The sequence below is a fragment of the Methylocystis echinoides genome, assembly GCF_040687965.1.
Taxonomy (GTDB): Bacteria; Pseudomonadota; Alphaproteobacteria; order Rhizobiales; family Beijerinckiaceae; genus Methylocystis; species Methylocystis echinoides_A.
The window spans coordinates 537,574-561,805 of record NZ_CP156084.1 but is presented as its reverse complement, the minus strand read 5'-3'; the positions used below and the strand labels follow the sequence as shown (position 1 = coordinate 561,805).

The following is a 24,232-nucleotide window of genomic DNA, read 5'->3' as shown; positions in this document are numbered from 1 at the left end:
TCCCTCGAGCAGGGGGCCTCCATCACGGATGATTACTTCAACAATGGTCTCCCGCCGGCGCAGGACGAACACTTCGGCATTTCGCGGGAGCGATCGTGGGACGACCCGCCGAGCGACGTTTTTTTCGACGCAAATGCGAAGGCGCGCCGTCTGTATGCTTCGGCTGACATTGCCTCGACGAGCCAAGAGGCGGCGGCCGTCTTTTGCAACCGTCAGATCTTCCGGCTCAACGGCAAGCAAAATCTGTGGGGTGGCGTCGCATTGCGAATGTCGCCGCGGGACTTCCGCGCGCGTGATTTTGGCGACGGCGACATCAACTGGCCAATCGATTACGACGACCTCGCGCCTCACTATACGGAAATTGAGCAATTGATCGGCGTGTGCGGCTCACATGAGAACCTTGCCGCTCTTCCCGACGGCGATTTTCTTCCGCCGCTTCCGCTACGGCGCCCAGATGTGGCGATGCAGTCGGCAGTCCGAAGGATGCGTCTCCTGCCGCTACGGGCGATTCCAACCCGAAAGGCGATCGAGACCCGGGCCGATGCGCCTAATGTCTGTTTGCAGTGCGGCCACTGCGTGCACGGTTGCCGAACCGGCAGTATCTACAAATTCTCGAGCCGATTGCTGCCGCTCATCGAGGGACGGCGCAACTTTCGCATTGCGTACGAAACGAAGGTCTTGCGCCTGAGGCGCGCTTCGGGCTCTTCGCGTATCGAAGCCGTCGAATGCCTGGACACGTCGAAACAAGAGCGCTTCGAGGTGCTGGCCGATACATTTATCGTCGCCGCTGGCGCATTGGAGACTTCCCGCCTCCTTCTCAATTCGACGGACGACGCGTGGCCAAACGGGCTCGCCAATTCCTCGGGGCTGGTCGGCTGCTATTTGCAGGACCATGTGCGCGCCCGCGCTTCCGGTTCGCTCTGGTGGCTTGGCGGCAGCAAGCCCGCCGATCCCCCCGGAATCGGCGATCACCTTCTGATCCCGCGTTTTCTGTTCAGCGCCTCCGATTTTCGTGGCGGCTTTCAGATCCAGTGCGGACACATGTTGCCCTGGCTTCCATTTTATCTGGACGGCATGGCGGTTTTTCCGGCGCGCCTGAAAGACCTGCTCGCGCGTTGGCTGTTTTCCACCTATGTCGGTCTGTTCTTCATGGGCAAACCGAGCGCGCGCATCAGCAACCGCTTACGCCGAAGTAATAAATGCGACCGTTACGGCGTGCCGCAGGTCGATGTGGACTACGCCTGGAGCAACGAGGATTTGCAGATGCAGAAATCAATGCAGCTGTGGGGCCGAAAGATATTGCAAGCCGCTTTTGCGATTGGCGTCAACGCCGCGCCCGATACGCTGCCTGGTCTTGGAATACACTATGCGGGCGTCTGCCGAATGGCCGCCAACCCACATGACGGCGTCGTGGACCGCGGATGCCGCAGCTTCGACCACCCGAACCTGTACTTATGTGACGGGGGCGTCATGCCGGATCTCAGCGAGAAGAACCCGACCTTAACAATTATGGCGCTCGCCAACCGGCTGGCGGCGACCTTGTCGAGCCGTGGGGCGGATCAGTAAACCGGACGACTTAATCTGCGTCCGTTCCAATCATCTTATTCTTCACCCGTTCAAAATGCGCGGATGGATCGTAGAGCTGGACGTCCAGTTGCAACGTTGTTGCTGAAAGCTTCCCGATCGCAGAGAGCGCAGCGTAGGAGGCGACAACACGATCCCGCTGCGAAATGATAAGGTTGACGCGGGCGTTGAGCAGAGCTTGCTGGGCGTTGAGCACGTCCAGGGTGGTGCGGGCCCCCACTTTTGCTTCTTCGCGAACGCCGCGCAGCGCCGCCTCGGCAGCTTTTATCGCCAATTCATCCGTTGCGGTTTGAGATCTGGCGGTGTTGAGTTGGCCATAGCTCGAAATGACCGCCGCGCGAACGTTTCGCCTTTGTGAGTCGAAATTCAGCTTCTCGCGCCCCAGGGTTTCCTTCGCCTGCCGAATGGCGGCGTACTCCTCGCCGCGTTGGTAGAGTGGAACATCCAAGTTCAGGCGCACCGCGGCGTTGAATTCCCTGGAGTTAGGCGCTGCGAGCACCGCCTCGCGCAGGGACAATAGCGAATCATATTGCTGTGAGACCTGCCCATCGAGCGAAAGCCGCGGCGCAAGATTGCTCCACGCCGCATTCACTGCGAACTCCGCCGCGTCTACTTGATGCCGAGCTGCGTCCAGGGACGGATGTGTGTTTAGGGCGAGCTCAATTGCTTCGTCGACAGACTTCGGCAGGAGCCGTTCAACCGAACTCGCGGGCTCGAGCCGTCCGGGCGGCTCTCCAATGATCTGCTCGTAAATTGCCAGGCTGTTCTTGAGCTGAGCCTGCGCCCCAAAAAAATCCGAGCGGGCTTGCGCGAGCGATGCTTCCGCCTGAGCTACGTCGGTGCTGGTGAGATCCCCCTCTTGCACTTTGCGACGCGTGTAATTGAGTTGAGTTTGCAGAATTGAAATATTGTTCTTGCGCAAAGAGAGCACAGCCGTGTCGCGCAAGACATTCATGTAGGCTTTCGCTGCGTCCTGCAAGATCGACTGCTCGGAGAGATCGGCAACCGAACGTGCGGCGAAGACTCCCGATTCAGCCTGATGTACTGCGTTTTCAGTACGGCCCCCGTCGAACAGCGGCTGCGAGACGTAGACCTTCACATCCCGTGGATAGGCTGCGAAATTGGTCGAGTACGAAAAGGGCTGTCCCGTAGCAGGGTTTCTCAAGGTGACGAACTGTCCGTTAATCGGCGACCGCACTGGCGGAAAGCCGAGTTTGAGGTCAGTTCGCTGGGCCCCCGCTCCGGCCTCGAGTTTTGCAATAGGCCGAAGACCCGACCACGCGCGCGCAATGTCTTCATCTCTGATCCTTACCGTCGCTCTTTGTTGGTTTAGATCAGGATTGCTGCTGTAAACGCGCGCAAGGGCGCGCGCGATCGTTTCCGCCGGGGCGGAGCGCGGAGTCGAGACGAGAAGCGCGAGGGCGATCGCCAACGACAAGTTACGCTTCGTCGGTTTCTTCATAAATGTCCGACCTGCTAAGCTTAAGAGTGTGCAGCTGCGAAAGGATCTGGCGGTCTTGCGATAAAATGCGCCATAGCAAGGAGCAAAATACTGGCCAGAACAAGGCCACATTCCTTTGATTCCAGTCTTACTTGAGCTTGACCGATTGAGCAGGAAAAGAGCCGCGACGAAAGATAGGTTACCATCTGTAACTCGCGGAATCACTGGCGGCGCAGCGCTCATTTTTCTCTCCAGGGGCGTCCTCTGGCGAACTGCAGTAAGCTGGTGTCGATAAGCATGGAGTGATGATTTAGTTGTGATTGCGTCGTCACAAGAGTTGGCGCATCGAATACTCAAGCTCCAGCGCTGTCACCTAGTGATGAGTCGGTGTGCAGGCCACGCTTAGATCACACTTCTTAATAAATTGCATGTATGTTTGCATCAAAATATGTTTTCGATTAGACTGGCGTAGAGTTATACAAATGCATTTTGTGCATGAAAAATAAGCTTAGCAGCGCTCACTATCATCGTTCATTGCTTCACAGTTAGGCGTTTCGACGTTTTTCTCCCTAATTGTTGCCTGTCAAGTGTACCCGGATGCAAACGCCGTCCTGAGTTAGAATTGCTCGCCAGCGCCGGTCGCGCTTTATCTCTGAATGATTGTTTCGAGACGCTCGACGCAGACAGCCTCATTTCGAAACTGCATAAATAATTCACATCAAATAATTAAGGGGCTCAAAAATGTGGCGCCCATGGATGCAACCAAACCGAGACTTCGCGCGTTTGCGCTATGATCACGCTGCGACGCAGCATTTTTGTCCCGGAGCGTGGTGGCTTTGCCAGACTACAACGGAGCATTTCCTGATTGGAGGTTTGGATGGAAAGGAACTCCGATGACGGCTCCCACTCAAACGGCGCAAGATTCGATTCAGGTTCGAGCGTTGTCGAGAGTCCGGCTACGGAATGCCAGTTTCGCGGGACCATTCCAACTCCGCCCCGTGAGATCACCGACGGTAGTCCTCGTGAAAAACTGCTTTGCGCGCAAAAGCAGCGAGATGCGTGCCGAGAGAAGTTCGAACGAGCCCGGTCTGCCGTCAGTTTAAGCCGCGAGATGATAGACGCGCTTGAGGAGCAGTTGACCAGATTCTCATATATCGGTTCCGTAGTAACAGAAGAATGCGTTGCATCAATCATGAAGTCGATCGGCGGCGTAGAGCGGCCGCAGGTAGAGTTTTCTCCTGAAACTATGACTGTCTGGCAGCAAATGATCGATATTGAGAAGAGGCTCGCTGCGGCAAAGAAGGCCGGCGAGATTCTTGAGAGAGAGTTGCAGGAAGCCGAGCATGCGTTCCGCGACGCAGAAGACAGAGTGAAAGGCGCTGCTATAGCTATGGCCGCGCTTGTTGTCGAACCGATCGCCGAAGAGCTTGCAGGCATAGAAACCCGAGCAGCGGTGCTGAGACGAATACTATTGGGTTACGCAGCGCTGCGTCATGCAGGCCAGTTTTTGCCTCTAAATAGGAGGGCCGCCATGTTGCTAAGGGGTCAGAAAGCCGCTCATGACCCGCAAGTCGTCGAACATTGGGGGACATTTCTAAATGAGCTCGATCGAAATGCTGACGCGTCTTTCGTCGTGAAGGAGTTCTCCTGACGGCACGTTTCTTGAAGGCGTCACCGATGGTTTGGAGAATATGGAATGGCATTAGCGAAGTCTTTTGGTCGGCCCAGTAATCTCGAAACAGGTTATCGCCCGGCGCCGAGTTGCGTCCCGCGCGTCGCGGATTCGGGAGTAGCCATGGAAACGGTTCTAGCGCTCACGCCGAGCCATAAGCTCGACGCCACGATCGCCATTGCAGCCGCACGCGCTGGCGCAGTTGGAATTTTGGACCTCGGCTTCCGTCAGAACCGGTCTGCGGTCGAGAGAGAGATCGTAAGATTGAGAGACGCGATCGGCGCAGCGTCGTGGGGCGTGCGCTGGGATACGCTCGGTTTGCCGGCCCGCGGGATGGACCGGCTGGCCGAGACGCTGCCTTTCAAAGTCCCCCTGTTGCTGATCGGCGGAAGAGAGGAGCCAACAGCGGAGTTGCTCTGCGCCGCGCGACGACTTGCGGATCGCGTCGTCGTCGAAGCGAGCGACGCGAAGTCTGCTGTGATGGCTGACGCTGCGGGTTATGATGGCGTCATCGCAAACGGCAGCGAGGTTGCCGGACGCGTCAGCAAGACGGCGTCGTACATCTTGGCGCAGGAGCTTCGAGGGCTCGTTCGAATTCCTTATTGGATCAGAGGCGGCGTCGGTCCGCGTGTCGCGGCCGCCACTCTTGTAGCAGGCGCCAAGGGCTGGGTTCTCGCCGAGCAGCTGTGGCTTTCTGAGGAAGGTCCCTGGTTCCTGAGAGGAAAGAAGCTGCCGGACTTCGATGGAAGCGAATCAGTCGTTCTGGGACGAGACGACGATCTTTTCAGAATTTCCGCGCGGCACGGCAGGAGCAAGTTCAAGGAGCTCGAACTGGCCTGCGCGCGCGGCGAGGATTGGCGCCAATCTCTCGAGGCGAAGCTCGCAGACGATCATGACCCGATCATCCCGCTTGGACAGGACATCGCCTTGGCGGCTCCCCTCGCGCGTCGCTACGGCACGACTGGGCGGATCATTCAAGCGATTCGCTCAGGGGCTGAAGAGAGAATTCGGCAGGCGGCGGAGCTGAAGCCATTGGCGCCCGAATCCGCCCTGGCGAAGGCGCATGGCGTGCGCTACCCGATCCTACAGGGTCCGATGACGCGCGTAAGCGATGTCGCGCCTTTCGCCAAATCCGTATCAGAGGCTGACGCGCTTCCCTTCCTTGCGCTCGCCGTCATGCCGGGACCGCAAGCGAGAGAGTTGCTGCTGAAAGCGCGGGAGACCATGGGCGGAAAGCCTTGGGGCGTCGGCATGCTCGGCTTTCTCCCACTGGAATTGCGCCAGGCGCAGATGGAAGCCATCAAGGAGATCAAGCCGCCTTACGCCATCATCGCAGGCGGGCGGCCCAGCCAAGCCAGGGAGATGGAGGAACTCGGCGTTAGTACGTACTTACATGTTCCTTCGCCCGCGTTGCTTCAGGGCTTCATCAACGAAGGCGCCCGGAATTTCATCTTCGAGGGCAGCGAGTGCGGCGGCCACACAGGACCACGCTCGAGCTTTATCTTGTGGGAGTCGGCGTTGGAGGTCCTCCTCGCTTCCGACGTCAAAGACCCGGGGTCGTTTCGAATTCTTTTTGCAGGCGGGGTCCACGACGAGATTTCTGCGGCCATGGTTTCGATTCTGGCGGCGCCGCTTGTCGAGCGCGGCATGGCTGTGGGCGTCTTGATGGGCACGGCCTACCTCTTTACGGAAGAAGCCGTGCGATCGGGCGCCGTCACGCAGGGTTTCCAAGACGAGGCCCTGACTTGCCGAGATACTGCTTTGTTGCAGTCCGGCGTCGGCATTTATACACGATGCGCGAAGACGGCGTTCTGCGACGAATTCGATGACGCCCGACGCAAGCTTTTGCTCGAAGGCAAGTCCGAGAACGACATCCTGATGGCGCTCGAGTTGCTCAACATCGGGCGCCTGCGCATTGCTTCGAAAGGCGTTGTCCGCAACGAGACGCCGGAAAACGGCGGCCGCTACCGGCCTGTCGACTTGGAAACGCAGCGTCGCGACGGATTGTATATGATGGGCGAAGTGGCCCGCCTGCGCAGTCAGAAGACGACCATGGCGGCTCTCCACGAAGCGGTGACCATCGGCGCCGGTAAGGAGCTCGATGCAGCTGCGGGCGTCTTCGCCAAGCCGACGACCAGCGTGACGTCGGCGTCGGGGGAGCCGATCGCCATTGTTGGAATGGCGTGCCTGATGCCACAGGCGAACGATGTGGAGACATACTGGCGGAACATATTGCTTGGAGTGGATACGATACGCGAAGTGCCCCCGGATCGTTGGCGCATGGAAGACTATTTTGATCCCAACCGCGGCGTCAAAGATAAGGTCTATTCTAAGTGGGGCGGCTTTCTCGAGGACATCGCATTCGAGCCGGCTGCTTTCGGCATTCCGCCCGCAAGCCTCTCCTCCATCGAACCCGTTCAGCTGCTCGCGTTGTATGTGGCCAAAAGGGCTTTGCAGGACGCCGGCTTCGAGCAGAGGCCGTTCCCGCGCGATCGCACCGCGACGATCTTTGCATCTGGAGCGATGAACGACTTGGGGACTGAATATGTCTTCAGGACGCTTCTCGCGAAGTTTCTTCCCAGGGTCGAAGGGATATCGAAGGAAGCCGCCGCGCAGATCAAATCGTCGCTCTACACGCAAGACTTGCCTAACTGGACGAGCCACTCGTTTCCTGGCTTCCTGGGCAATGTCGTGGCGGGCCGAGTAGCAAACCGCCTGGATTTGCGTGGAGCGAATTTCACGGTTGACGCGGCTTGCGGCTCGGGACTGGCCGCGCTGGAGGTCGGCGTACGGCAGCTTCGCCACCACAGCGCGGATGTCGCGCTCGTCGGGGCCGTTGACGCCACGAATGGGCCGGTCGGCTTCATGTCCTTCGCTCAAACGCTTGCTCTGTCTCCTCGCGGCCGCTGCCGCCCGTTCGACGAAAGCGCCGATGGCATCGCCCTCGGCGAGGCCATCGCAGCCGTCGTGTTGAAACGGTTGAGCGACGCCGAGCGTGATGGAGACCACATTTACGCTGTGATCAAAGGCGTCGGCTCTTCGAGCGACGGGCGCAGCCGCACATTGACGGCGCCCAGTTCACAAGGACAGGTGTTGGCGCTGCAACGCGCTTATGAGGACGCGGGCGTCGATATCGGCAGCGTCACGCTGATCGAAGCGCATGGCACCGGCACCGTGCTGGGCGACAGATCCGAAGTCGAGGCGCTGTCAATGGCGTTCCCGGCCTCCCAGTCAGCGCAGAAAACCTGCGCCGTGGGCTCGGTCAAATCAATGATCGGACATACCAAGATCGCGGCAGGCCTGGCGTCGATCATCAAGGCGAGTCTCGCCCTCGATCAGCGCGTGCTCCCGCCGACGATCGGCGTCGAGCGTCCACTTCCTCAGTTCGAGCCGTCTCCATTTTACGTCAATACGGAAACGCGGCCCTGGATCACCAGGCCCGCCGACCAACCAAGAAGATGCGGCGTAAGCGCCTTCGGCTTCGGCGGAACAAATTTCCATACGGTTCTGGAGGAGTACCAGGGTGAGTACCGCGAGCACGACGCCCGCGATCTCAACCCTAGAAACGCTGAAATCTTCACGCTTTGTCGAAGCACCCGCGCCGACCTCGAGAACGCTGCAACGACTCTACTGCGCGCCGCATCCGAGACAAGTCAGCCCTCTTTGGCCCAACTCGCGTATTCTTGGCACTTGGATGAGGCGAAGGCGAGGCCGAAGAACGGAGGACAAGTATTCCATTTGTCCATCATCGCAACGTCCGCGGACGATTTGAAGACGAAGCTTAGATCTTTCTCGGATGAGTCGAACGGCGGCAAGCCGGCGCCCGGCGTGTATTTCTGCGACAAGACGAACATCGAAGCAAGCGGCAAGGTCTGCTTTCTCTTTCCCGGCCAGGGCTCCCAGCAACTCAATATGTTGCGCGATCTCGTGACGTCGCGTCGCGCGAGCCATACGCTTTTCGAGCGAGCTGACGCTTTGCTGGAGAAGTCTCTCTCGCGACCCTTATCGTCGTATATTTTCCCGCCGCCGGCCCTGTCGAAGGTCGAGGCGGATCGGCAGAAGTCCGAACTCAATGATACGCGCATCGCTCAACCGGCGCTTGGAGTGATCGAGCTCGCGGCTTACGATCTACTCAGTGAGTTTGGATTGCGGCCGCATTTTCTGGCGGGTCACAGTTTCGGTGAGTATGTCGCGCTATGCGTAGCGGGAGCGATGTCTCGGGAGGAGCTTATCCGGCTGTCCGAGGCGCGCGGCCGCATTTCCGCGAAGGCGGGCGGCGGCCAGAAAATGGCGATGGCCGCCGTCAACGCCGCTGAAGCGAGAGTTGCTGAAGCCATAGCAGGGCCGAGCCTGGCGGTTGAAATAGCGAGCCTCAATGCGCCCGATCAGACGATCATCGCCGGCGCCAGCGAGGCGATAGAAGAGGCGATCAAAGCGTTCGACAAGGAAAACGTGAGAGCCATGCGGCTCGCGGTGACTGCTGCATTCCACACGCAAGCGATGGGAGCCTCTTTAGGCGAGCTTGTCGACGTTCTGGACCGGATCGACGTCAAGACTCCAGCCACTCCAGTGTTCAGTAATACAATCGGCAAGCGATTTCCCGATGAGCCCCAGGCGATCAAGACGCTGCTCGGGCGGCACCTGGTGGAGCCGTTGCGCTTCGTCGATGAAATACAAGAACTGTATGATGAAGGAGCGAGAGTCTTCGTCGAATGTGGGCCAGGCGTCGTGCTGAGCCGGCTTACTGATAACATTCTGGGCAAGCGCCCGCACGCAACGCTCTCTTTGGACGTCGCTGGGCGCCCGGGGTGGCAGCAGCTTGCGCATGTTCTCGCGCAATGCGTTACTCTCGGTCTTCCGGTCAATCTCGATATTTGGTTTCGAAACCGGGGTCTCGCGCCCGTTGGGCTGGAGGAGGCGCTCCAGCGCGCCCGCGCCAGCACGAATCCGCCGCAACTCGCCTGGCGAGTTAATGGGGGGCGGGCTGAACCCTGGTATGCCGCGAAGACCTCCGCAACAGGCCGAAAGCGGCACAGCGAGCTCGCGCCAGCGAAGCGCGAGGATCAGCGGCCGGAGCCTGCGCCATCCATCCCTAGCGAGAGGCCGGCAAATCCGGCAAGTAATGGCGTAATTTATAAATTTGACAGGAGATCAAAAGTGCAGACTGACGAACAGAGCCATAGGCCAGCGGCCCCGCCGCCGACGGCGCCGAATATTGCTCTGTCACCGACCTCGTTCGGGGCAGAAGTCCAATCTAACTTGTCGAGTCTAATCGACCTGCAACGTCAGCAGCAAGAAACGCTGTGGCGCTTCATGGAGTTTCAGGAACGCCTTATGAGCTCGGGGCTTTCCCACTCTTCGCCAGCAGCCTTTGCCGCTTCAGCCGCCGCAGCTTCGCTCTCAACCGAGGCGGCGCCCCTTCCAGTCCGCGCCGCGACGACATCGGAGCCTCTGCAGCGCGCCGCGGAACCCCCGGCAGCGCTCGCGAGGCGTATTGTTCCTCCCGCGCCCGTCCTCCCGAAGTTTGTTACGTCCCCCAGCAAAGTCGAACCGAAGACTCAAGTGCAGGCGCTAAATGGAACAGCGGCGCCGACTCCGGAGAGACGGGGGCCGGAGCCCGCCGCACGAACGCCAAAACCCGCCGAGGCCCCGGCGCTGCCGCCAACCCCTCAGTTCAAAAATGATCTGATTCGCGTCGTCGCGGAACGCACAGGCTACACGGAGGAGATGCTCGATCTCGATGCGCATGTTGAAGCAGATCTGGGCATCGACTCGATCAAGCGAATCGAGATCTTCAGCGAGTTGAAGGATCACTACCCCTTTATGGAGGGACGAGATCAAGAGACGGTGTTCGAAGAGCTTTCGAACCTCAAAACCCTGAGTGCAGTCGTCGCCTGGTACGATTCACTGCGGTCAGCAGACAAGGCGGGAGGCTCTGAAACTGGAAAAAAATCTCCGACTCCGTCGCAGTCTTCGCCTGAGGCGACGGAGTCTTCAAACATGCAGGCCCTCGCGCACGACGCTCGTCGTTACGCGGTAATCCCCTTATCTGCGCCCTTGGGCGCGGATGAGCAGCAGGAACTCCTCTCCAGTGACCGCGTATTGCTTGCGATTGGCGCGCCCGAGACCATGAGCAGCCATTTCCGTGCTGCGCTGGCGGCCAGACACTGTCAGTTTGTCGAAATTTCCGCCGCTGGCGAGACCAAGATGGTTGGCGCCAATCGCGCCGAGGTCGACTTCTCTTCGATCGACGGCGTGAAGAAGCTCAGCGCATTGCTTCACGACCAAGGAAAGAGGGTCGGGGCCATCGCAAACTTCGCAATGGGTGGGGCGGAGGCGACGCAATTCGAAGCCGCGCGCCGATTATTTCTCCTGCTAAAGGCCTTCGAGTCTGATCTGAGGTCCGACAAGCGCGGGAACTGGCTTCTCAACATAACCGCGCTGGACGGACACTTCGGTCTGCGTCGCACACAGCGGTTCGGGGTTCTTCCTGCAGGCACTTTGGGCGTGGCGAAAACCGCCGCAATCGAATGGCCTGAAGTGACGGTCAAATGCCTCGACGTCGATCCCGACATTGATCCAAATAGTCTCGTCGAACATGCCATCCGCGAAATCACGAGCGGGGACCGGGCCACAGAAGTTGGCTTCACGGCGGATGGTCGCTTCGTTCTAGACTTGAAGCCAGACAGCGGAGAAGATCAGAACCTTTCTAACCTCAGCCTCGAACGAAACTCTGTCTTGCTCGTGACTGGCGGCGCTTACGGGATCACCTCGGATATTGTTAAAGCCTTCGCGAGCAAATTTAAGCCAATCATAATTCTTACCGGCCGCAGCCGGCTGTCAGAGCCAGAGTCCCCTGAGACGACTGCGCTCAAAAACGTTGAAGAGCTTCGAAAGTTCTTGATCGAAGACATGCGCGCCGGCAATCCAAAAATCAAGCCGGTGGAAATTGAGAGAGCGCTGCAGCGAATTCTCAAAAACCGCGAAATATCCAGAAATCTCGACGAAATGCGCCTCGCTGGCGCTCGGGTGGAGTATCACTCGATCGACCTGCGCGACAAGCAGGCGTTCAGCAAATTGATCGCGTCCATCTACGAGTCTCACGGACGCATCGACGGAGTATTGCACGGAGCCGGCGTCGTCGACGACAAGCTCATTCGAGACAAGCAGCTCCAGTCGTTCGACGAGGTATTCTCGACAAAGGTTGTCCCGGCGATGGTGTTGGCCGAAAATCTGAAGCCGGAAACGCTGAAATTCTTCGTGTTCTTTTCTTCTATCGCCGGACGATTTGGAAATGCCGGTCAAGCCGACTATAGCGCAGCCAATGAGGTCATTAACAAACTTTCTGGGCGTTTGCGGGTAGATTGGCCGCATGTACAAACCGTCGCAATAAACTGGGGTCCCTGGGACGGTGGGATGGTTCGACAGGAACTACGCGCATTCTTCGCCGCGAAAGACATTTATCCGATTGGTTTGGAGGAAGGGACGCAACGTTGTCTCGAAGAGTTACAATATGGAGCCGACGGGCCGGCAGAAATTGTCGTCACCTCTAGTCTCGATGAGATCGTCAAATTGACAACGCGTTTGAAAGCGCCTGCTTCGGCGGAGCTAACGGTATAGCTGCAAAGGCAAGAAGCAGGAAAAGGAAAGCACTATGTCTCAATTTGCTCCCATTCTGACAGGGTTCACGCCAATCCGGCTCGCTGACCCGACCCCCCAAGGCATGAGCTTGGAAATTTCGGCCTACGCATTTGCGAAGTCTCAATTCCGAAAGCGGGAGCACGAGGATGGAGTCGAGTTCTCCAGCGTCTACAAAGATGTACGTCAGAAATTCTTAAATTACGCGCTTCCTCAGGACGTCATCAAGCGTCGGCAACTGGTTTTCTTTCCCAAGCTTTCGGACATAAAGTTCGACAATGGGCAATTCAGCTTGAACGAACCGGAGCACGATTATCTCAAGCTGTTTGATAATTATGAAGATCTAACACCGAAGGACATCAAGGCTCGACATGGAAGCTATGCGAAAGTGGTCGGAGACTGCTTGGACGAAATGTACTCCGGCGTAGATGAAGCGCCGGACGACCTCATCCATGTAACCTGCTCCGGCTATCTCGCTCCGAGCCCAGTCGAGCGGATGGTGTCTCGCAGGGAATGGTTCAACACGACAGTAACGCACAGTTACCATATGGGTTGTTACGGGGCCTTTCCGGCGATCAAGATGGCCCATGGATTTCTTTCATCTTCCCGGTTCAGCGTAACGCCGCCAAAAGATCGTGTGGATATCGTCCACAGCGAGCTCTTGTCCGCCCACTGCGATACAGCTGAGCTCAAGGCTGAAAATATAATAACGATGACGTTATTTGCTGACGGCTTCATCAAATACTCCGTCGTGGACGAAGAATGGATAAATCAGCGTGGCCAGCCCGGGCTAAAAATTCTAGCCTTCAACGAGCATCTTCTGCCCAATTCCGCAGACGACATGACATGGGTGCCGGGCTCTACACGCTTCCATATGACGCTTTCAGTGATGGTTCCGGTCATCATCAAACAGTCGGTTCGTCCCTTCGTCGAAAACCTGTTCCGACGCATCAATCTTGATTATGAACAGGAGAGAGAGAGGCTCATGTTCGCCATTCATCCTGGCGGCCCCAAGATAGTGGAGCACATTCAGGAAAGTCTTGGCCTTACAGATGATCAGGTCGCGATCAGTCGTTCTATTTTCGTCGAAAACGGCAACATGTCGTCTGCGACGGTGCCTCATATCTTGAAGGAAATTTTAGAGGAACCTTCGATTACGCGTGGAACGCGGGTCGTCTGTCTCGGTTTTGGCCCAGGGCTAACTGCGACCGGACTTATCGTGGAAAAAGTATGACTATGGGAAAGCACGACCCGACCGATCTGACCCTCGGAGATGCGACCGCCTCCGTCGACATTTCCGGTCGTTCGCTGGTTGGCGCTTCGCCGCTTGTGAGCCGGGTGCTCGAGGCAGAACAACAAACAGGAGATTTCGAATCGGCTGGATTCGGGGCCTCGCGCATTGGAGCCCCTGACGATTTGGAACCAGAGAACTCCCTTGATGAAAGTCCAATCCTTCCATTCTTGGGGCCGGTCAAGCTTTACGAGCCGGGAAAGGCGATAAGATTCGATCGGCGACTCTGCTTGCAACGAGATCTCTATCTGGAAGATCACTCATTTGTGCACGCGCCAGGAGTAAAGCCCGCGTCATCGTGTCTGCCGGTATTGCCCATGACCATGAGTCTAGAGGCGATGGCGGAAGCCGCCGCTTGCCTGGCCCCGGGGGAAGGATTGCTCGGCTTCGAGAATGTCACGGCGACTCGGTGGATCGAGCTTGAAGACACTGACGCCACAAATCTCTTCTTCGCTGCGGACTTTGTTGGTCGAGACCCTTCCACGGGCGTAACGCGGATTAAGACGTCAATTTACGTCCCGGCCCAAAAGGCTCCCGCTATTGAAGCAACAGTCTTGTTCGGGAGCGACTACTGCGTTGGGCTCGATTTCGAATTCTCAGAGTTCGAGAACCCGCGGTCCTTTCCACAGTCTGGCGAGGCGCTTTACGCCGAAAGGCATATGTTTCATGGTCCAAGCTTCCAGTGCCTTCATGGCGAAATGATCGTTGCAGACAATGGCGCGATAGGCGACTTCGTGATCTTGTCATCGGAAAATCTTTTCGATTTTACGCGAAGCCCGCAACTCCTCGCGTGCCCGACTCTATTGGATGCCGTGGGCCAGTTCATCGGCGTTTGGGCTTTGGCGCATGAACGTTTCGCGTTTCCAATTGGATTGGGCAGGCTGGAAATTTATTGCCCTACGCCGCCGGTCGGCACGCTCACGCCGGTTCGGTTGGAAATTACAAACGATCAAGGAAAGATGCTCCAGGCGAATGTCGAGATCCAGGACGGCCAAGGCGGCGTCTGGATGAGGATCGCCGACTGGCGCAGTTGGAAATTCAAATGGCCTCGACGCATCGTTGACTTCCGTCGCTTACCTCATCGCTATCTTTTGAGTCGAGACGCGCCAATCGGCCCAAGTGCGCCCCAAAGCGTATCCTTGATGGTTTCGGACGAGGATTTGCGTGGTTTCGATCTCATGTTGCTCGCGCGTTATTACTTGGATGAAGTCGAATTTCAGCGATACAAAGCCTTGAAGCGCTTTCCTGAACGCCAGCGACAGTGGCTCCTGGGGCGGGTCGTGGCCAAGGACGCCGCTCGGAAATGGGTCAGGAGCGATCTCTCTCAGGACTTTCTTCATCCGGCGGCCGTGCCTCTAAATTCCGACGATGGCGACGGACCGCCACGCGTAACCCTAGGCGCCGCGGGCGTTGCGCCGAAAATCTCTATAGCGCATTGCAACGATCGTGCGATTGCGATAGCGCAGAGCGAACCGGTGGGCGTGGATATTGAACAAATTAAAACCAGAGATGCGGCAGTGTTGGAAGCATTCATATGTGATCGTGAGCGGGACTTGCTTGCAGCTTTCAGTCCTGAGGAGTTCGACGTCTTGTGCACCAAATTATGGTGCGCCAAGGAGGCTGTCGCCAAGCTCCTTGGAGTTGGGATTGGAAGTTTGATGAAATCGCTCGAAGCGGTGCAGATCATGGAAAACGGAGAGATCATAATCATGGATCAGGCGCGCGCCCGCGTATATCCGGTTCAGACGTTCCGTGACGAAGATTATATCCTTGCATATGCGACGCAAGTGGCTGCTTCGGAGCAAGTCGCCATGACCTGAACTTTATCCAAGTTATGGAGGTAAATATGTACTTCCTGCCTGACGAAGAAATCGAGATCACTTGGATGCGGAACCCGACGAGCGAGATGTTAGAGGGCCATGCTTGGTATAATGATGCTTATTGCTTTTTCGAGTCGGAGCCGAGCGCGGATAATGAAAGAAAGCATCGGGGCATGGTCTACAAATTATACGCCTTGACGGGTCAAGCATTAGCGAACGAATTGGCCAGAGAGAAGCTTTTCGAGTTGAGCGAGGGGCCGTCTCGCTTTGCGAAGCTCGCGCCCTCGCTCGCGGTCGGTCTAGGAGATCGGCAGACCCCTGGTGTCGTATTCATCGGCCGGTTTGTCGCATTGCCAAGCCAGGATCGCCGCCGCGCCGATTCGGGCAGGCGTCTTCAATGGGCGCAGGACCGTATCGCGGACGCCATCCCGCCCGGACTGAGAGCGATTTTCTCGCGCGCGCGATCCCGTTCGCCCAAGCAAAATAAGCGCGTCGCCTGACAGAGCGGCGCGCCTCCTCAAAATATTTCTCATACGCAAGCGGTAGGTAAGGCGGTCCGATGTCATCCCGGAGTAGCGCACGGACCGTCCCCCTCGGATTCGATCGGCCCGACCGTTCGAGCAGAATCCGCCTGGGTCTGACGATATTAATTGCATGGCGTAACCTGATTCACGATCGGCTACGTTTTGCAGTCACTCTTGTCGGCATCGCCTTCTCAACTCTTCTCATCGGAATTCAGTTGGGAATGCTTTTAAATTTCATGCATACGACTTCCATAATCGTCGATCAGGCGGGCGCGGATCTGTGGATAGCCGCCCCGCGCGCGCTGAGCGTTGATCTCGCAACGCCAATCCAGGAACGAAGAAGATTTCAGGCTCTTTCAGTGCCTGGAATCGAGCGGGCCGAATCGTATTTTTTGCACTTTAGCTTCTGGCAGAGGAGCGATGGTTTGCGGCAGACCGTCATCGTTATCGGGGTTGACCCAGATGCGGAGATGGGGCTTCCTCCGAGTTTGGCGAAGGGTCCAAGCGTGAGAGAAGCGCTAGCCAGCCCGGACGGGGTCGTTATCGATGAGCTGTATGCGGAGAAATTAGGGGTAACCGGGCTCAATCAAGTCGCAGAAATAAACGATCGGCGCGCTCGAGTCGTCGGCTTTACCCGTGGAATGCGTACATTCACGCAATCGCCCTATGTGTTTACGTCTTTGCGAAATGGACGCCTATTTCTTCGTAAGTCGGATAATGACATTACATATGTGCTGATAAAGCTGAAGAACGGCGCCGATCAAAACGATGTTATTGTAAAGTTAAAGAATAAGATGCCTGATGTCGACGTTTTGACCGCGTCTGAGTTCTCGCGGCGGAGCGAGATGTATTGGCTTTTTACCACAGGCGCTGGCGCTACGATCATCGGTTCCGCGCTTCTCGCGCTGCTGGTTGGCATTGTGATCTCTGCGCAGACGCTCTACGCCAGCACCATGGATCGGCTCCCTGAATATGCGGTCATTCGAGCGATTGGCGGGCCTCGGTCATATCTTTACTCAATCGTTATCCAGCAGGCGGTAATTGGCGGAGCTTTGGGAAGCGTCCTGGGGCTGACCATTGTCGCCATCATCGTAGTTGTTGCCGAAAACTTAAGCTCCCGGCCAGAAGTTCCAATATGGCTCGGAATTCTCATCGGATGTCTTTCTATTGCAATGTGCGTCGGCGCATCCGTTGTTTCTCTTAGCAAAATAACCGCCATCGATCCGGTCAAGGTCTTCCGATGACACAGACCGTCCTCACTGCGGCGAATATTACCCATACTTACGAATTGGGCCCTCATCAGGTTACCGTGCTGCATGACATCAATATCGAGATCCGAGCTGGTGAGGTCCTGCTGCTTGCGGGACCGTCGGGGAGCGGGAAAACGACGCTTCTTCAGATCCTAGGCTGCCTTCTCAAGCCGACGTCGGGGCAGGTGATCGTCTGTGGTGAGAGGGCTTCGGGACGCGACAGCGAGGCTCTCGCGGCGCTGAGGTTGAGATACTTTGGCTTCGTGTTTCAAGCGTATAATTTGTTCCCTGTGCTGACAGCGACTGAGAACGTAATGGTGGCGCTAGACCTGCTGGGCGTCGGAAAGCAGCAAGCTATGGAGCGGGCGCGCGCCCTCTTGATAAAAGTCGGCCTGGGAGAACGGCTCGACTCATATCCTTCTCAATTGAGCGGCGGCCAGAGACAGAGGGTCGCCATAGCGAGATCCATGGCCGCCGGCCCGCCAATCTTGATGGCCGACGAGCCGACCGCGGCTCTCGATGCAGAGAGCGGGCAGAAGGCGATGCAGCTGTTTTGTGCTTTGGCGAAACAAAATCATGCAGTTGTGATCGTAACCCACGATCCACGAATTTTTCATTTGGCCGATCGTATTATACATTTAGAGGATGGCCGTATCACGCGCTGTGAGACTGCGCCCCGGCGCTGGCCGCACGAAAAGGAATCCGCCGGATGAAGCTCTCTAAAGGGACCGCGATCGCTATTGTCGTTGCCTTCTCAGCGGTAGCCTTATGGTTCGGCTTTGGAGGTACGCCCGAGGCGACGTCCGTTAACGCCACCTCGTCCAGAGCCTCCACGCCCGAGGTCACGCCGCACGTGGCCGTGGCGCCGGGTCTCATTGAGCCGTTGAACGAAGAGCGTGAGGTCGCCGCCGAAGCTAATGGGATTTTGAGAGAGGTGCGCGTCGAGGAAAACGATGAAGTGACGGCCGGCGAGGTGATCGCGATCGTGAACAACGCCGAGCAGGCCGCCCGTTTGGACTCGGCGCGCGCCGAACTGGCGCTGCGCCGGGCGGAATTGGACAAAACGGTTAACGGCGCGCGGCCCGAACAGCGGCGAGAGGCGCAGGCGGCGCTTTCAGAGGCGCATGCAGGTCTCGACTACGCTCGCCGGGAATACGACCGGCGGGCGCCTCTCGTAAAAAGCGGCGTTTCGCCGAAGGCAGTGTTGGACAAGGCCGCGTCAGATCTGGACGTAGCTAAAGCGCGGGCGGCTGCGGCGGCGGAAAAGCTTGCCGCTATTGAGGCGGGGTCCCGGAGCGAGGATATCGCCGCGGCTCAGGCTCATGTTGATCTAGCCAAAGCGAACGTTGCGCTGGCCTCGGCCTTGCTGGATAAAACCCTCATCAGGTCGCCGATTTCTGGAATCGTATTGCGTCGAATGCGCTTGGGGGGCGAGTCGGTCTCTGCGACGCCTCCGACCCCGATAGCGATCGTCGGGAATATCAACGGCTTGCAGGTGAGAGCGGAGGTGGACGAGACGGACGCCGCGCGTGTCAAAGTTGGGCAACGCGTCGAAATTCTAGCGGATGCTTTTCCTGGCAAAAAGTTCCGCGGAACGGTCTATCGGGTCGCCTCCCGAATGGGCGCAAAGCAAATCCAGACTGGCCGTCCTGCGGACAAACTCGACGCCAAGATCCTTCAAGCCTTCATTCATCTTGATCCAAATGTGAGGGCGCCGATCGGCCTTCGCGTAGATGCGTATTTCTTAACCCCTGCTCCTCCTCTTGGCGAACGTCCCCTAGCAAAGCAAAGGATGTCCCATGAAAGGACCGAGGCCTCCGTGGCGGGCTCTCGCTGACTAAATGGCTTAACGGTCCGGAGAGAACCGATGCAACGCGCGCAGGAAACCGTGAGGATTGTGATAAGCACGGTCTTCCAAGACGCCGGGGACGCAACCCGCGCCATCGAGATTGCGCTCGGTCTGAGAAAATACGCGCCCGCGGACATTGACTACGACATCATATTCATTTCTCGCGGCAGCCGGTTCGAGAAGAAAGTTCTCGACCTCGGGTTCAAGATTCATCACGCCGAGCCGAGAACGAAAGGCGTTGGAGAGCGCCACGATTACAAAATGACCGAAAGTAATTTTATTGGCGACAAGGCGCTCGCTAAGGCATTGATAGAGGGTGAAATTTCAGCATATCAGCGCCTTCGGCCAAATGTGGTGCTCTATGGCTTCTGGCCCATGGCGGGCATTGCCTATAGGATGCTGGAGCAAGATATTCTCGGAATCTGTTATGTACCCATTCCCCTTACGACAGAACAAATGTTGGATGTGATCAAGGAAGTTCCAGAGGACGCGCCTCTCGGAAACTTGCTTCCTCCGCCAATTCGAAAAGCCGTCTTCAGGATGGTCCCGCGAGCGATAAAGAAGCGTTGTCCGCCGTTGCGGCAACCGAATATCTTGTGGGCGGCGCGTCAGGTGGGATGGAAAAAGCCTCTCGTAAACATATTCGACCTTTTGAAAGCCGATCTCACAATTGTTAACGATTTTCCGGATTTTTATGGTTCGGGCGGTTTTTCCTCCGATATCGTATTCACAGGTCCTGTGTTTTCGCGATCCGAGAAAGACACATGCGTGGACGCTCCGATAAGGGACATATTCCAGGATTCCACTAAGCTCAGGCTATTTTGTACGCTCGGCAGTTCCGGCCTGAAAGGCCAGTTACTGGAAATCGTCAAGGCATTCACCTTCGGTATCGGCAGAAACTGGTCGGGGGTAGTTCTTTCACCGGAGTCCGTTTGCCCGATCGATGAGGCGAGATCGGTTCTTGGAGACAGGGAGAACGTTTATATTACGGACAAGTTTGTCCCAGCGGAAGCCGTCAATGCAATGGCGGATATCGTCATCTGTCATGGCGGGCAGGGAACGCTACAGACCGCGATCTGTTCGGGCACCCCGCTTGTCGGCGTGGCCGCCCAGGCTGAGCAATTCGTGAATCTTGCCAATATCGAAGCGAGCGGATCCGGCATTCATATTCCGAGGAGTAAATGGACCGCCGCGAACATACAGAAAGCGGTCCAGCAAATTGTTGAAAGCGAGCGCTTTGGAAAAGCTGCCAAAGACCTTGGCCAGCGCATGTCCGCCATGGACGGGCAGAGAAACAGCGCTGAAGCAATATGGCGAGCTATTGCTTTGAAACGCGCCGGCAAGGCGAGTTGTCTCGAGAACGTTCCCTAGAGGGCCTCCAAGCCGAAAGCGAAATTACAAACTTCGCAAGGCCGACAGTTACACCGTCGGCCCGCCAAAGACGGCGACGACCTGCCTTGCTGCGGGTTCAACGACAAGGATGCGGCGGCCGGCGACGATAAACTTGTAGCCGCCAAGTTTTGGCTCCTGCCGGACGAGCCTGCGAGGGAAGGTTGAGAGGCGCACGTTGGGCGGGACATGCGCGCCCACTTCGATCGGAAGCGCGTTCCCTTTCAGTTTAGCTGACCGCCAATCGCCGACTGCGGCGAAAACAGCGAGTTCGCGTTCGCGAGAAAGCTGAAAGTCTTGCCGAGCGATGTTGGATTTCTCTTCGTCGCCCTGCTCTCCAGCGAGTTCGCCTGGCGCACGTGAAGAAGGCGATGCGGCGGCTTCCGATTTCGTCCCGGGAGCCGGGGGCTTTATTTCGGAGAGAAAGTCTTTGGAAGCATAAAGAGGCGGCTCTCTCGCCGGTTCGGTGTTTTGGGCGTGTTCATGGACCTGTGCGGATGGCGGCGCGGGTTCAGACCGATTCGTGTCCGTTGCAGTGAATAAATAGGCGGCGAGCGCGAGGGCGCCGAGCTGTGCCGCAATCACGCCGAGTTGAGGGACAGTGGGGTTGCTCTCTCTGTCTCCGTCTTCGAGCGCCTTGGCCTCGAGAAGACGGGCTTGGCCTTGCTCGGCTGCGCGCTGAGCGCTTTTTGCGACCGCGGCTGCCGCGGCCGCAAAGGCAATCAGCGCATCCCGCGACGCCTGCGCGCCGCAGTCCTGAATGGCGCCATTGAAAGTGAGATTTTCGTCAATTGAACGCAGGGAAATTCTGCGACGCATCAGGTCGCGAATCGCGTCGGATATTTCTGCGTAACTTGCGCCGAGCGCGCCCACGCTGCTCACGACCAGCGTATCTCCGGCTCCTAGCCTCTTATGCGCCGCTTTGCTGAGACGCCGCGCATCGTCATCCTGTGCGCCGAGGGCCTGATCGATTGTAATGCCCATCGCTTCAGCACGGCGCCATTCGCGTGCGAGCCGTTGGCCAAGTTGAGGCGCAGGCGCTTCATAGAGGTATGTCGTCACTTCCGTTCCGGCTTTTGCAGATCGGGCTCACAACAAATAGGTTCTATGGCGCTCATGGCACGCTGTCCGTTACTTGCGGGAGGGTCGTTTTTTCTCCAGGGGCCGCGCGACGCTCAAGCGCCCTCGATTGGCAAGCTCAAGGTCTAGCTTATTCGTCTGTCCTCTTGGGCGCCCCACCCCCTCCTTTTGGGCAAAAGCGTGTCCAACGCTGGCCAAAATGGCGCCTATCGAGACCTGCGCCGGCGGGGTAGGTAGTCTTCGAAGCTTGTTGAAGCTTCCCCTCCGGAGGAATTATTAATGAAAAAACTTCTTCTCGTTTCGGCCGCTGTGGCCCTGTCCACCAACTTCGCCTTCGCCCTCGACATCAGCCAGTCGCTGAAGCTCAACCAGACGATCGGCGATACCTCGAAGGGCGGCTTCGCCCTGAACAAGTCCTTCCTCGTGCAGGCGCAGGTTCCGGTCAACAGCACCACCGGCAAGGTTTCGCAGAGCGCTGAGCTCGGCCAGAAGATCGGCGACACCTCCAAGGGCGGCGACGCGATCAACAAGAACGTCGTGATCCAGGCTCAGGTCCCGCTGAACTTCGGCGCTCCGTGAGACTTGCTCACCTCGATGCTTAAAAAGGTCGCGGTCTGAACAGGCCGCGACTTTTTCTTATGAAGCTTCCCTGCGGCGGGAGAGCGTCTTGCGAAGGCGGCTCGCCGCAAGCTGTCAACGGCGAACCGCCCCCTCCGGGCGCTTCCAATAAGAAACCCGGCGTCACAAGCTTGACATAGAGCGGCCGGCAACGCTACCGCCAAGACGGCCGCGTCACAACAGCCGCTAGCAAAACATTGTCGAGGGAGGCTGAACTGCCGAGCAAGACATTGCCTGTGCTGCTCAGCGTCATCGCGGGAGCGACGGATACTATTTGCTTCCTGGGATTGAACGGTCTCTTTACGGCTCACATCACCGGAAATGTCGTGGTGTTGGCCGCCAATTTGGTCACCGGCAAACCTGCGGTGGCGTCTTATCTTCTCTCCGTCCCAGTCTTCATGTTCGTACTTTATATGACGCGTATGCTGGCGATCCGCTTTGAAAGGATCGGCCTTCCTCCGCTGCGGCCGCTGCTATTCATCCAACTGCTGTTTCTCGTCGCCTGCCTGGAAATCTCGGTCTTCGACGGATCGAGGCTTCATCCCCAGTCTGTCGCAATGCTCCTGGCCGGCATGTCCGCCGTTTGCGCTATGGCGGTCCAAAATGCGCTCGCTCAGATCGCGTTCAAGAAGGTCCCCTCGACCGCAGTGATGACGACCAACGTCACGCATTTCGTTCTGGACCTGACGGAGCTCGTGCACGCGCGCGATTACGCCGCTGCCCGCGACCGCGCCTTACGGACGCTGCCCGTCATCGCCGGCTTCGTCCTCGGATGCGCGCTTGGCGCAATCTACCAAGCCGCGGCAGGTTTGTGGTCGCTGAGCCTGCCGACGAGCCTCGCGCTTGTCGCGCTCCTCATCGCAGAGATGTAGAGTTCTTCCACGCAAAACGCCCGCGCGAGGGCGCGGGGCGTTCTCTGCGCCAGCGGCGGGCTAATCCTTGTCGTGGTCCCGATCGCGGTCTCGATCGCGATAGCGATAGAAGTCGCGATCACGGTCCCGGTCCCAGGTCCTTTCGCCGCGGCCCCATCCTTCGTGGCGGCCACGGTCCCAGCCATAGTGGCGCCCCCGATCATGGCGGTAGCCCCAATCTCGGTCGCGATCCCAGTCGCGGTCGCGATCTCGATCGCGCATGCTGTAGTCGCGATCATAATCGCGCCAGCCGGCGCGTTCATGCGCCGGCGCGATGCTCGGAAGCGCGAGAACGCCGCCCAACAACGCCGCGCAGAGGGACAGTTTACGAAGCATGCCAATTCCTCCCCTGGTGAGGTCAGTTCCATCGCGGGGAACTTCGTCCAGGACCAAATAGGGGCGATTATGGTTTTGCGAGCTCGGCGGCGCGTTCTTTGGGCGCTGTCGCGTCAGCCGCGGTCGGCGAGCCACTCCTTGGTCTGAGGACTCTGCTCGAGCGCGCCCCAGGAGACGCCGACGGCCAGGCCTGTCAGCACGATCAAAGCGATGCGAATGCGGCGAAGAACGGCCATGGCCGCGCCCCTTTCTGTCACATGCAGTTGATCGGGAAATGGCCCCGCGACGCCGCGTCGGCAAGCACGGCGCCGTCGTCCGCGAAGGGGAATGGCTGGGAGAAAGGCTCCCTCAAGGGCTAAATCGCCCAGATGCGGCCGCCTCCGGGCTGGAAACGCTTGATTTCGGCGCGGCCTCGAATAGGAAGGGCGGGTGAGGCCACCAAGAGAAAAGCCCAAGATGAGTGACGAGTTCGCCAGCCTGTCCGACCTTGAAGTTCTTTCGCTGATCCATCGCGCCAATGAGGAGCTGGCGCGCCGCAAGGAGGCGCACAGGGAAAACCTTCGGGCGGACATCGAGCAAAAGCTCAGGAACGCCGGTCTCGACCTCACCGATCTCTTTCCCGAGATCGAGGGCAAGCCCGCGCGGGAAAGGAAATCCGCCGAGCGGGCGAACAGCAAGGCCGTCGCAGCCAAATATCGAAACGCCGCCAGCGGCGACACCTGGTCGGGTCGCGGCGCGCATCCGCCGCAATGGGTGAAGTCGATCCTGATCGAGCGCGGCTGGTCCATCGAGGAATTCAAGGCCTCGGACGAATTTCTGGCTTGAGCCA

Annotated in this window: 16 protein-coding genes; 12 read left to right on the top strand and 4 right to left on the bottom strand. The window is 58.0% G+C overall.

The features are described 5' to 3' along the window. The first annotated feature begins 267 nt into the window (after positions 1 to 267). A complete protein-coding gene (locus RVU70_RS02675) occupies positions 268 to 1,566 on the top strand; it encodes a GMC family oxidoreductase (protein WP_363349545.1) in 1,299 nt (432 codons plus the stop codon). A 10-nt stretch (positions 1,567 to 1,576) separates the two neighbouring features. On the opposite strand, the gene RVU70_RS02670 is transcribed toward RVU70_RS02675, so the two are convergent. Then, on the bottom strand, positions 1,577 to 3,268 hold the full coding sequence (locus tag RVU70_RS02670; protein ID WP_363349544.1) for a TolC family outer membrane protein: 1,692 nt from the start codon (positions 3,266 to 3,268) through the stop codon (positions 1,577 to 1,579). A gap of 868 nt (positions 3,269 to 4,136) precedes the next feature. On the opposite strand from RVU70_RS02670, the gene RVU70_RS02665 reads away from it, so the two are divergent. The 8 genes from RVU70_RS02665 (at position 4,137) to RVU70_RS02630 (ending at position 20,440) form a co-directional block, all read left to right on the top strand. Then, complete coding sequence (locus RVU70_RS02665; RefSeq protein WP_363349543.1) at positions 4,137 to 4,676, top strand: hypothetical protein; 540 nt, start codon at positions 4,137 to 4,139, stop codon at positions 4,674 to 4,676. Positions 4,677 to 5,030: 354 nt separating this feature from the next. Further along, positions 5,031 to 12,317, top strand: coding sequence for an SDR family NAD(P)-dependent oxidoreductase (locus RVU70_RS02660; RefSeq protein WP_363349542.1), 7,287 nt, complete (start codon positions 5,031 to 5,033; stop codon positions 12,315 to 12,317). Between the two features lie 34 nt (positions 12,318 to 12,351). Further along, positions 12,352 to 13,569, top strand: coding sequence for a 3-oxoacyl-[acyl-carrier-protein] synthase III C-terminal domain-containing protein (locus RVU70_RS02655; protein ID WP_363349541.1), 1,218 nt, complete (start codon positions 12,352 to 12,354; stop codon positions 13,567 to 13,569). 2 nt (positions 13,570 to 13,571) lie between these two features. Beyond that, a complete protein-coding gene (locus RVU70_RS02650) occupies positions 13,572 to 15,446 on the top strand; it encodes a 4'-phosphopantetheinyl transferase superfamily protein (protein WP_363349540.1) in 1,875 nt (624 codons plus the stop codon). Between the two features lie 559 nt (positions 15,447 to 16,005). Further along, positions 16,006 to 17,214: an ABC transporter permease gene (locus tag RVU70_RS02645; RefSeq protein WP_363349539.1), complete on the top strand. Its 1,209-nt coding sequence runs from the start codon at positions 16,006 to 16,008 to the stop codon at positions 17,212 to 17,214. Further along, a complete protein-coding gene (locus tag RVU70_RS02640; RefSeq protein WP_363349538.1) occupies positions 17,211 to 17,933 on the top strand; it encodes an ABC transporter ATP-binding protein in 723 nt (240 codons plus the stop codon). The genes RVU70_RS02645 and RVU70_RS02640 overlap by 4 nt, the downstream gene beginning before the upstream one ends. Beyond that, on the top strand, positions 17,930 to 19,057 hold the full coding sequence (locus RVU70_RS02635; protein ID WP_363349537.1) for an efflux RND transporter periplasmic adaptor subunit: 1,128 nt from the start codon (positions 17,930 to 17,932) through the stop codon (positions 19,055 to 19,057). Before RVU70_RS02640 ends, RVU70_RS02635 begins: the two co-directional genes overlap by 4 nt. Before the next feature lie 30 nt (positions 19,058 to 19,087). Then, positions 19,088 to 20,440, top strand: a complete 1,353-nt coding sequence (locus tag RVU70_RS02630; protein ID WP_363349536.1) for a nucleotide disphospho-sugar-binding domain-containing protein — start codon at positions 19,088 to 19,090, stop codon at positions 20,438 to 20,440. Positions 20,441 to 20,488: 48 nt separating this feature from the next. Here RVU70_RS02630 and RVU70_RS02625 read toward each other — a convergent pair whose 3' ends face one another. Continuing rightward, complete coding sequence (locus tag RVU70_RS02625) at positions 20,489 to 21,520, bottom strand: DUF1236 domain-containing protein (RefSeq protein ID WP_363349535.1); 1,032 nt, start codon at positions 21,518 to 21,520, stop codon at positions 20,489 to 20,491. A gap of 297 nt (positions 21,521 to 21,817) precedes the next feature. Here RVU70_RS02625 and RVU70_RS02620 point away from each other — a divergent pair, with 297 nt between their 5' ends. Together RVU70_RS02620 and RVU70_RS02615 are read left to right on the top strand one after the other, a co-directional pair. Further along, on the top strand, positions 21,818 to 22,117 hold the full coding sequence (locus RVU70_RS02620; RefSeq protein WP_363349534.1) for a hypothetical protein: 300 nt from the start codon (positions 21,818 to 21,820) through the stop codon (positions 22,115 to 22,117). A 275-nt stretch (positions 22,118 to 22,392) separates the two neighbouring features. Then, on the top strand, positions 22,393 to 23,028 hold the full coding sequence (locus RVU70_RS02615; protein ID WP_363351186.1) for a YoaK family protein: 636 nt from the start codon (positions 22,393 to 22,395) through the stop codon (positions 23,026 to 23,028). 60 nt (positions 23,029 to 23,088) lie between these two features. Here RVU70_RS02615 and RVU70_RS02610 read toward each other — a convergent pair whose 3' ends face one another. Together RVU70_RS02610 and RVU70_RS02605 are read right to left on the bottom strand one after the other, a co-directional pair. Further along, entirely contained in the window at positions 23,089 to 23,403 is a 315-nt protein-coding gene (locus RVU70_RS02610; RefSeq protein WP_363349533.1) for a hypothetical protein, read from the bottom strand. A 113-nt stretch (positions 23,404 to 23,516) separates the two neighbouring features. Further along, on the bottom strand, positions 23,517 to 23,639 hold the full coding sequence (locus RVU70_RS02605; RefSeq protein ID WP_363349532.1) for a hypothetical protein: 123 nt from the start codon (positions 23,637 to 23,639) through the stop codon (positions 23,517 to 23,519). A gap of 220 nt (positions 23,640 to 23,859) precedes the next feature. On the opposite strand from RVU70_RS02605, the gene RVU70_RS02600 reads away from it, so the two are divergent. Continuing rightward, the gene (locus RVU70_RS02600) at positions 23,860 to 24,228 is read left to right on the top strand and encodes an H-NS histone family protein (protein ID WP_363349531.1); all 369 of its coding nucleotides are present in this window, start codon (positions 23,860 to 23,862) and stop codon (positions 24,226 to 24,228) included. The last annotated feature ends 4 nt before the right edge of the window (positions 24,229 to 24,232 follow it).

What these genes read in the sequence shown, in the direction of transcription:
- RVU70_RS02605 (WP_363349532.1), bottom strand. Translation starts at nt 23,639, where the DNA reads ATGGCCGTTCTTCGCCGCATTCGCATCGCTTTGATCGTGCTGACAGGC.
- RVU70_RS02635 (WP_363349537.1), top strand. Translation starts at nt 17,930, where the DNA reads ATGAAGCTCTCTAAAGGGACCGCGATCGCTATTGTCGTTGCCTTCTCA.
- RVU70_RS02600 (WP_363349531.1), top strand. Translation starts at nt 23,860, where the DNA reads ATGAGTGACGAGTTCGCCAGCCTGTCCGACCTTGAAGTTCTTTCGCTG.
- RVU70_RS02645 (WP_363349539.1), top strand. Translation starts at nt 16,006, where the DNA reads ATGTCATCCCGGAGTAGCGCACGGACCGTCCCCCTCGGATTCGATCGG.
- RVU70_RS02610 (WP_363349533.1), bottom strand. Translation starts at nt 23,403, where the DNA reads ATGCTTCGTAAACTGTCCCTCTGCGCGGCGTTGTTGGGCGGCGTTCTC.
- RVU70_RS02630 (WP_363349536.1), top strand. Translation starts at nt 19,088, where the DNA reads ATGCAACGCGCGCAGGAAACCGTGAGGATTGTGATAAGCACGGTCTTC.
- RVU70_RS02650 (WP_363349540.1), top strand. Translation starts at nt 13,572, where the DNA reads ATGGGAAAGCACGACCCGACCGATCTGACCCTCGGAGATGCGACCGCC.
- RVU70_RS02665 (WP_363349543.1), top strand. Translation starts at nt 4,137, where the DNA reads ATGATAGACGCGCTTGAGGAGCAGTTGACCAGATTCTCATATATCGGT.
- RVU70_RS02675 (WP_363349545.1), top strand. Translation starts at nt 268, where the DNA reads ATGTCGCCGCGGGACTTCCGCGCGCGTGATTTTGGCGACGGCGACATC.
- RVU70_RS02640 (WP_363349538.1), top strand. Translation starts at nt 17,211, where the DNA reads ATGACACAGACCGTCCTCACTGCGGCGAATATTACCCATACTTACGAA.
- RVU70_RS02655 (WP_363349541.1), top strand. Translation starts at nt 12,352, where the DNA reads ATGTCTCAATTTGCTCCCATTCTGACAGGGTTCACGCCAATCCGGCTC.
- RVU70_RS02620 (WP_363349534.1), top strand. Translation starts at nt 21,818, where the DNA reads ATGAAAAAACTTCTTCTCGTTTCGGCCGCTGTGGCCCTGTCCACCAAC.
- RVU70_RS02660 (WP_363349542.1), top strand. Translation starts at nt 5,031, where the DNA reads ATGGACCGGCTGGCCGAGACGCTGCCTTTCAAAGTCCCCCTGTTGCTG.
- RVU70_RS02670 (WP_363349544.1), bottom strand. Translation starts at nt 3,268, where the DNA reads ATGAGCGCTGCGCCGCCAGTGATTCCGCGAGTTACAGATGGTAACCTA.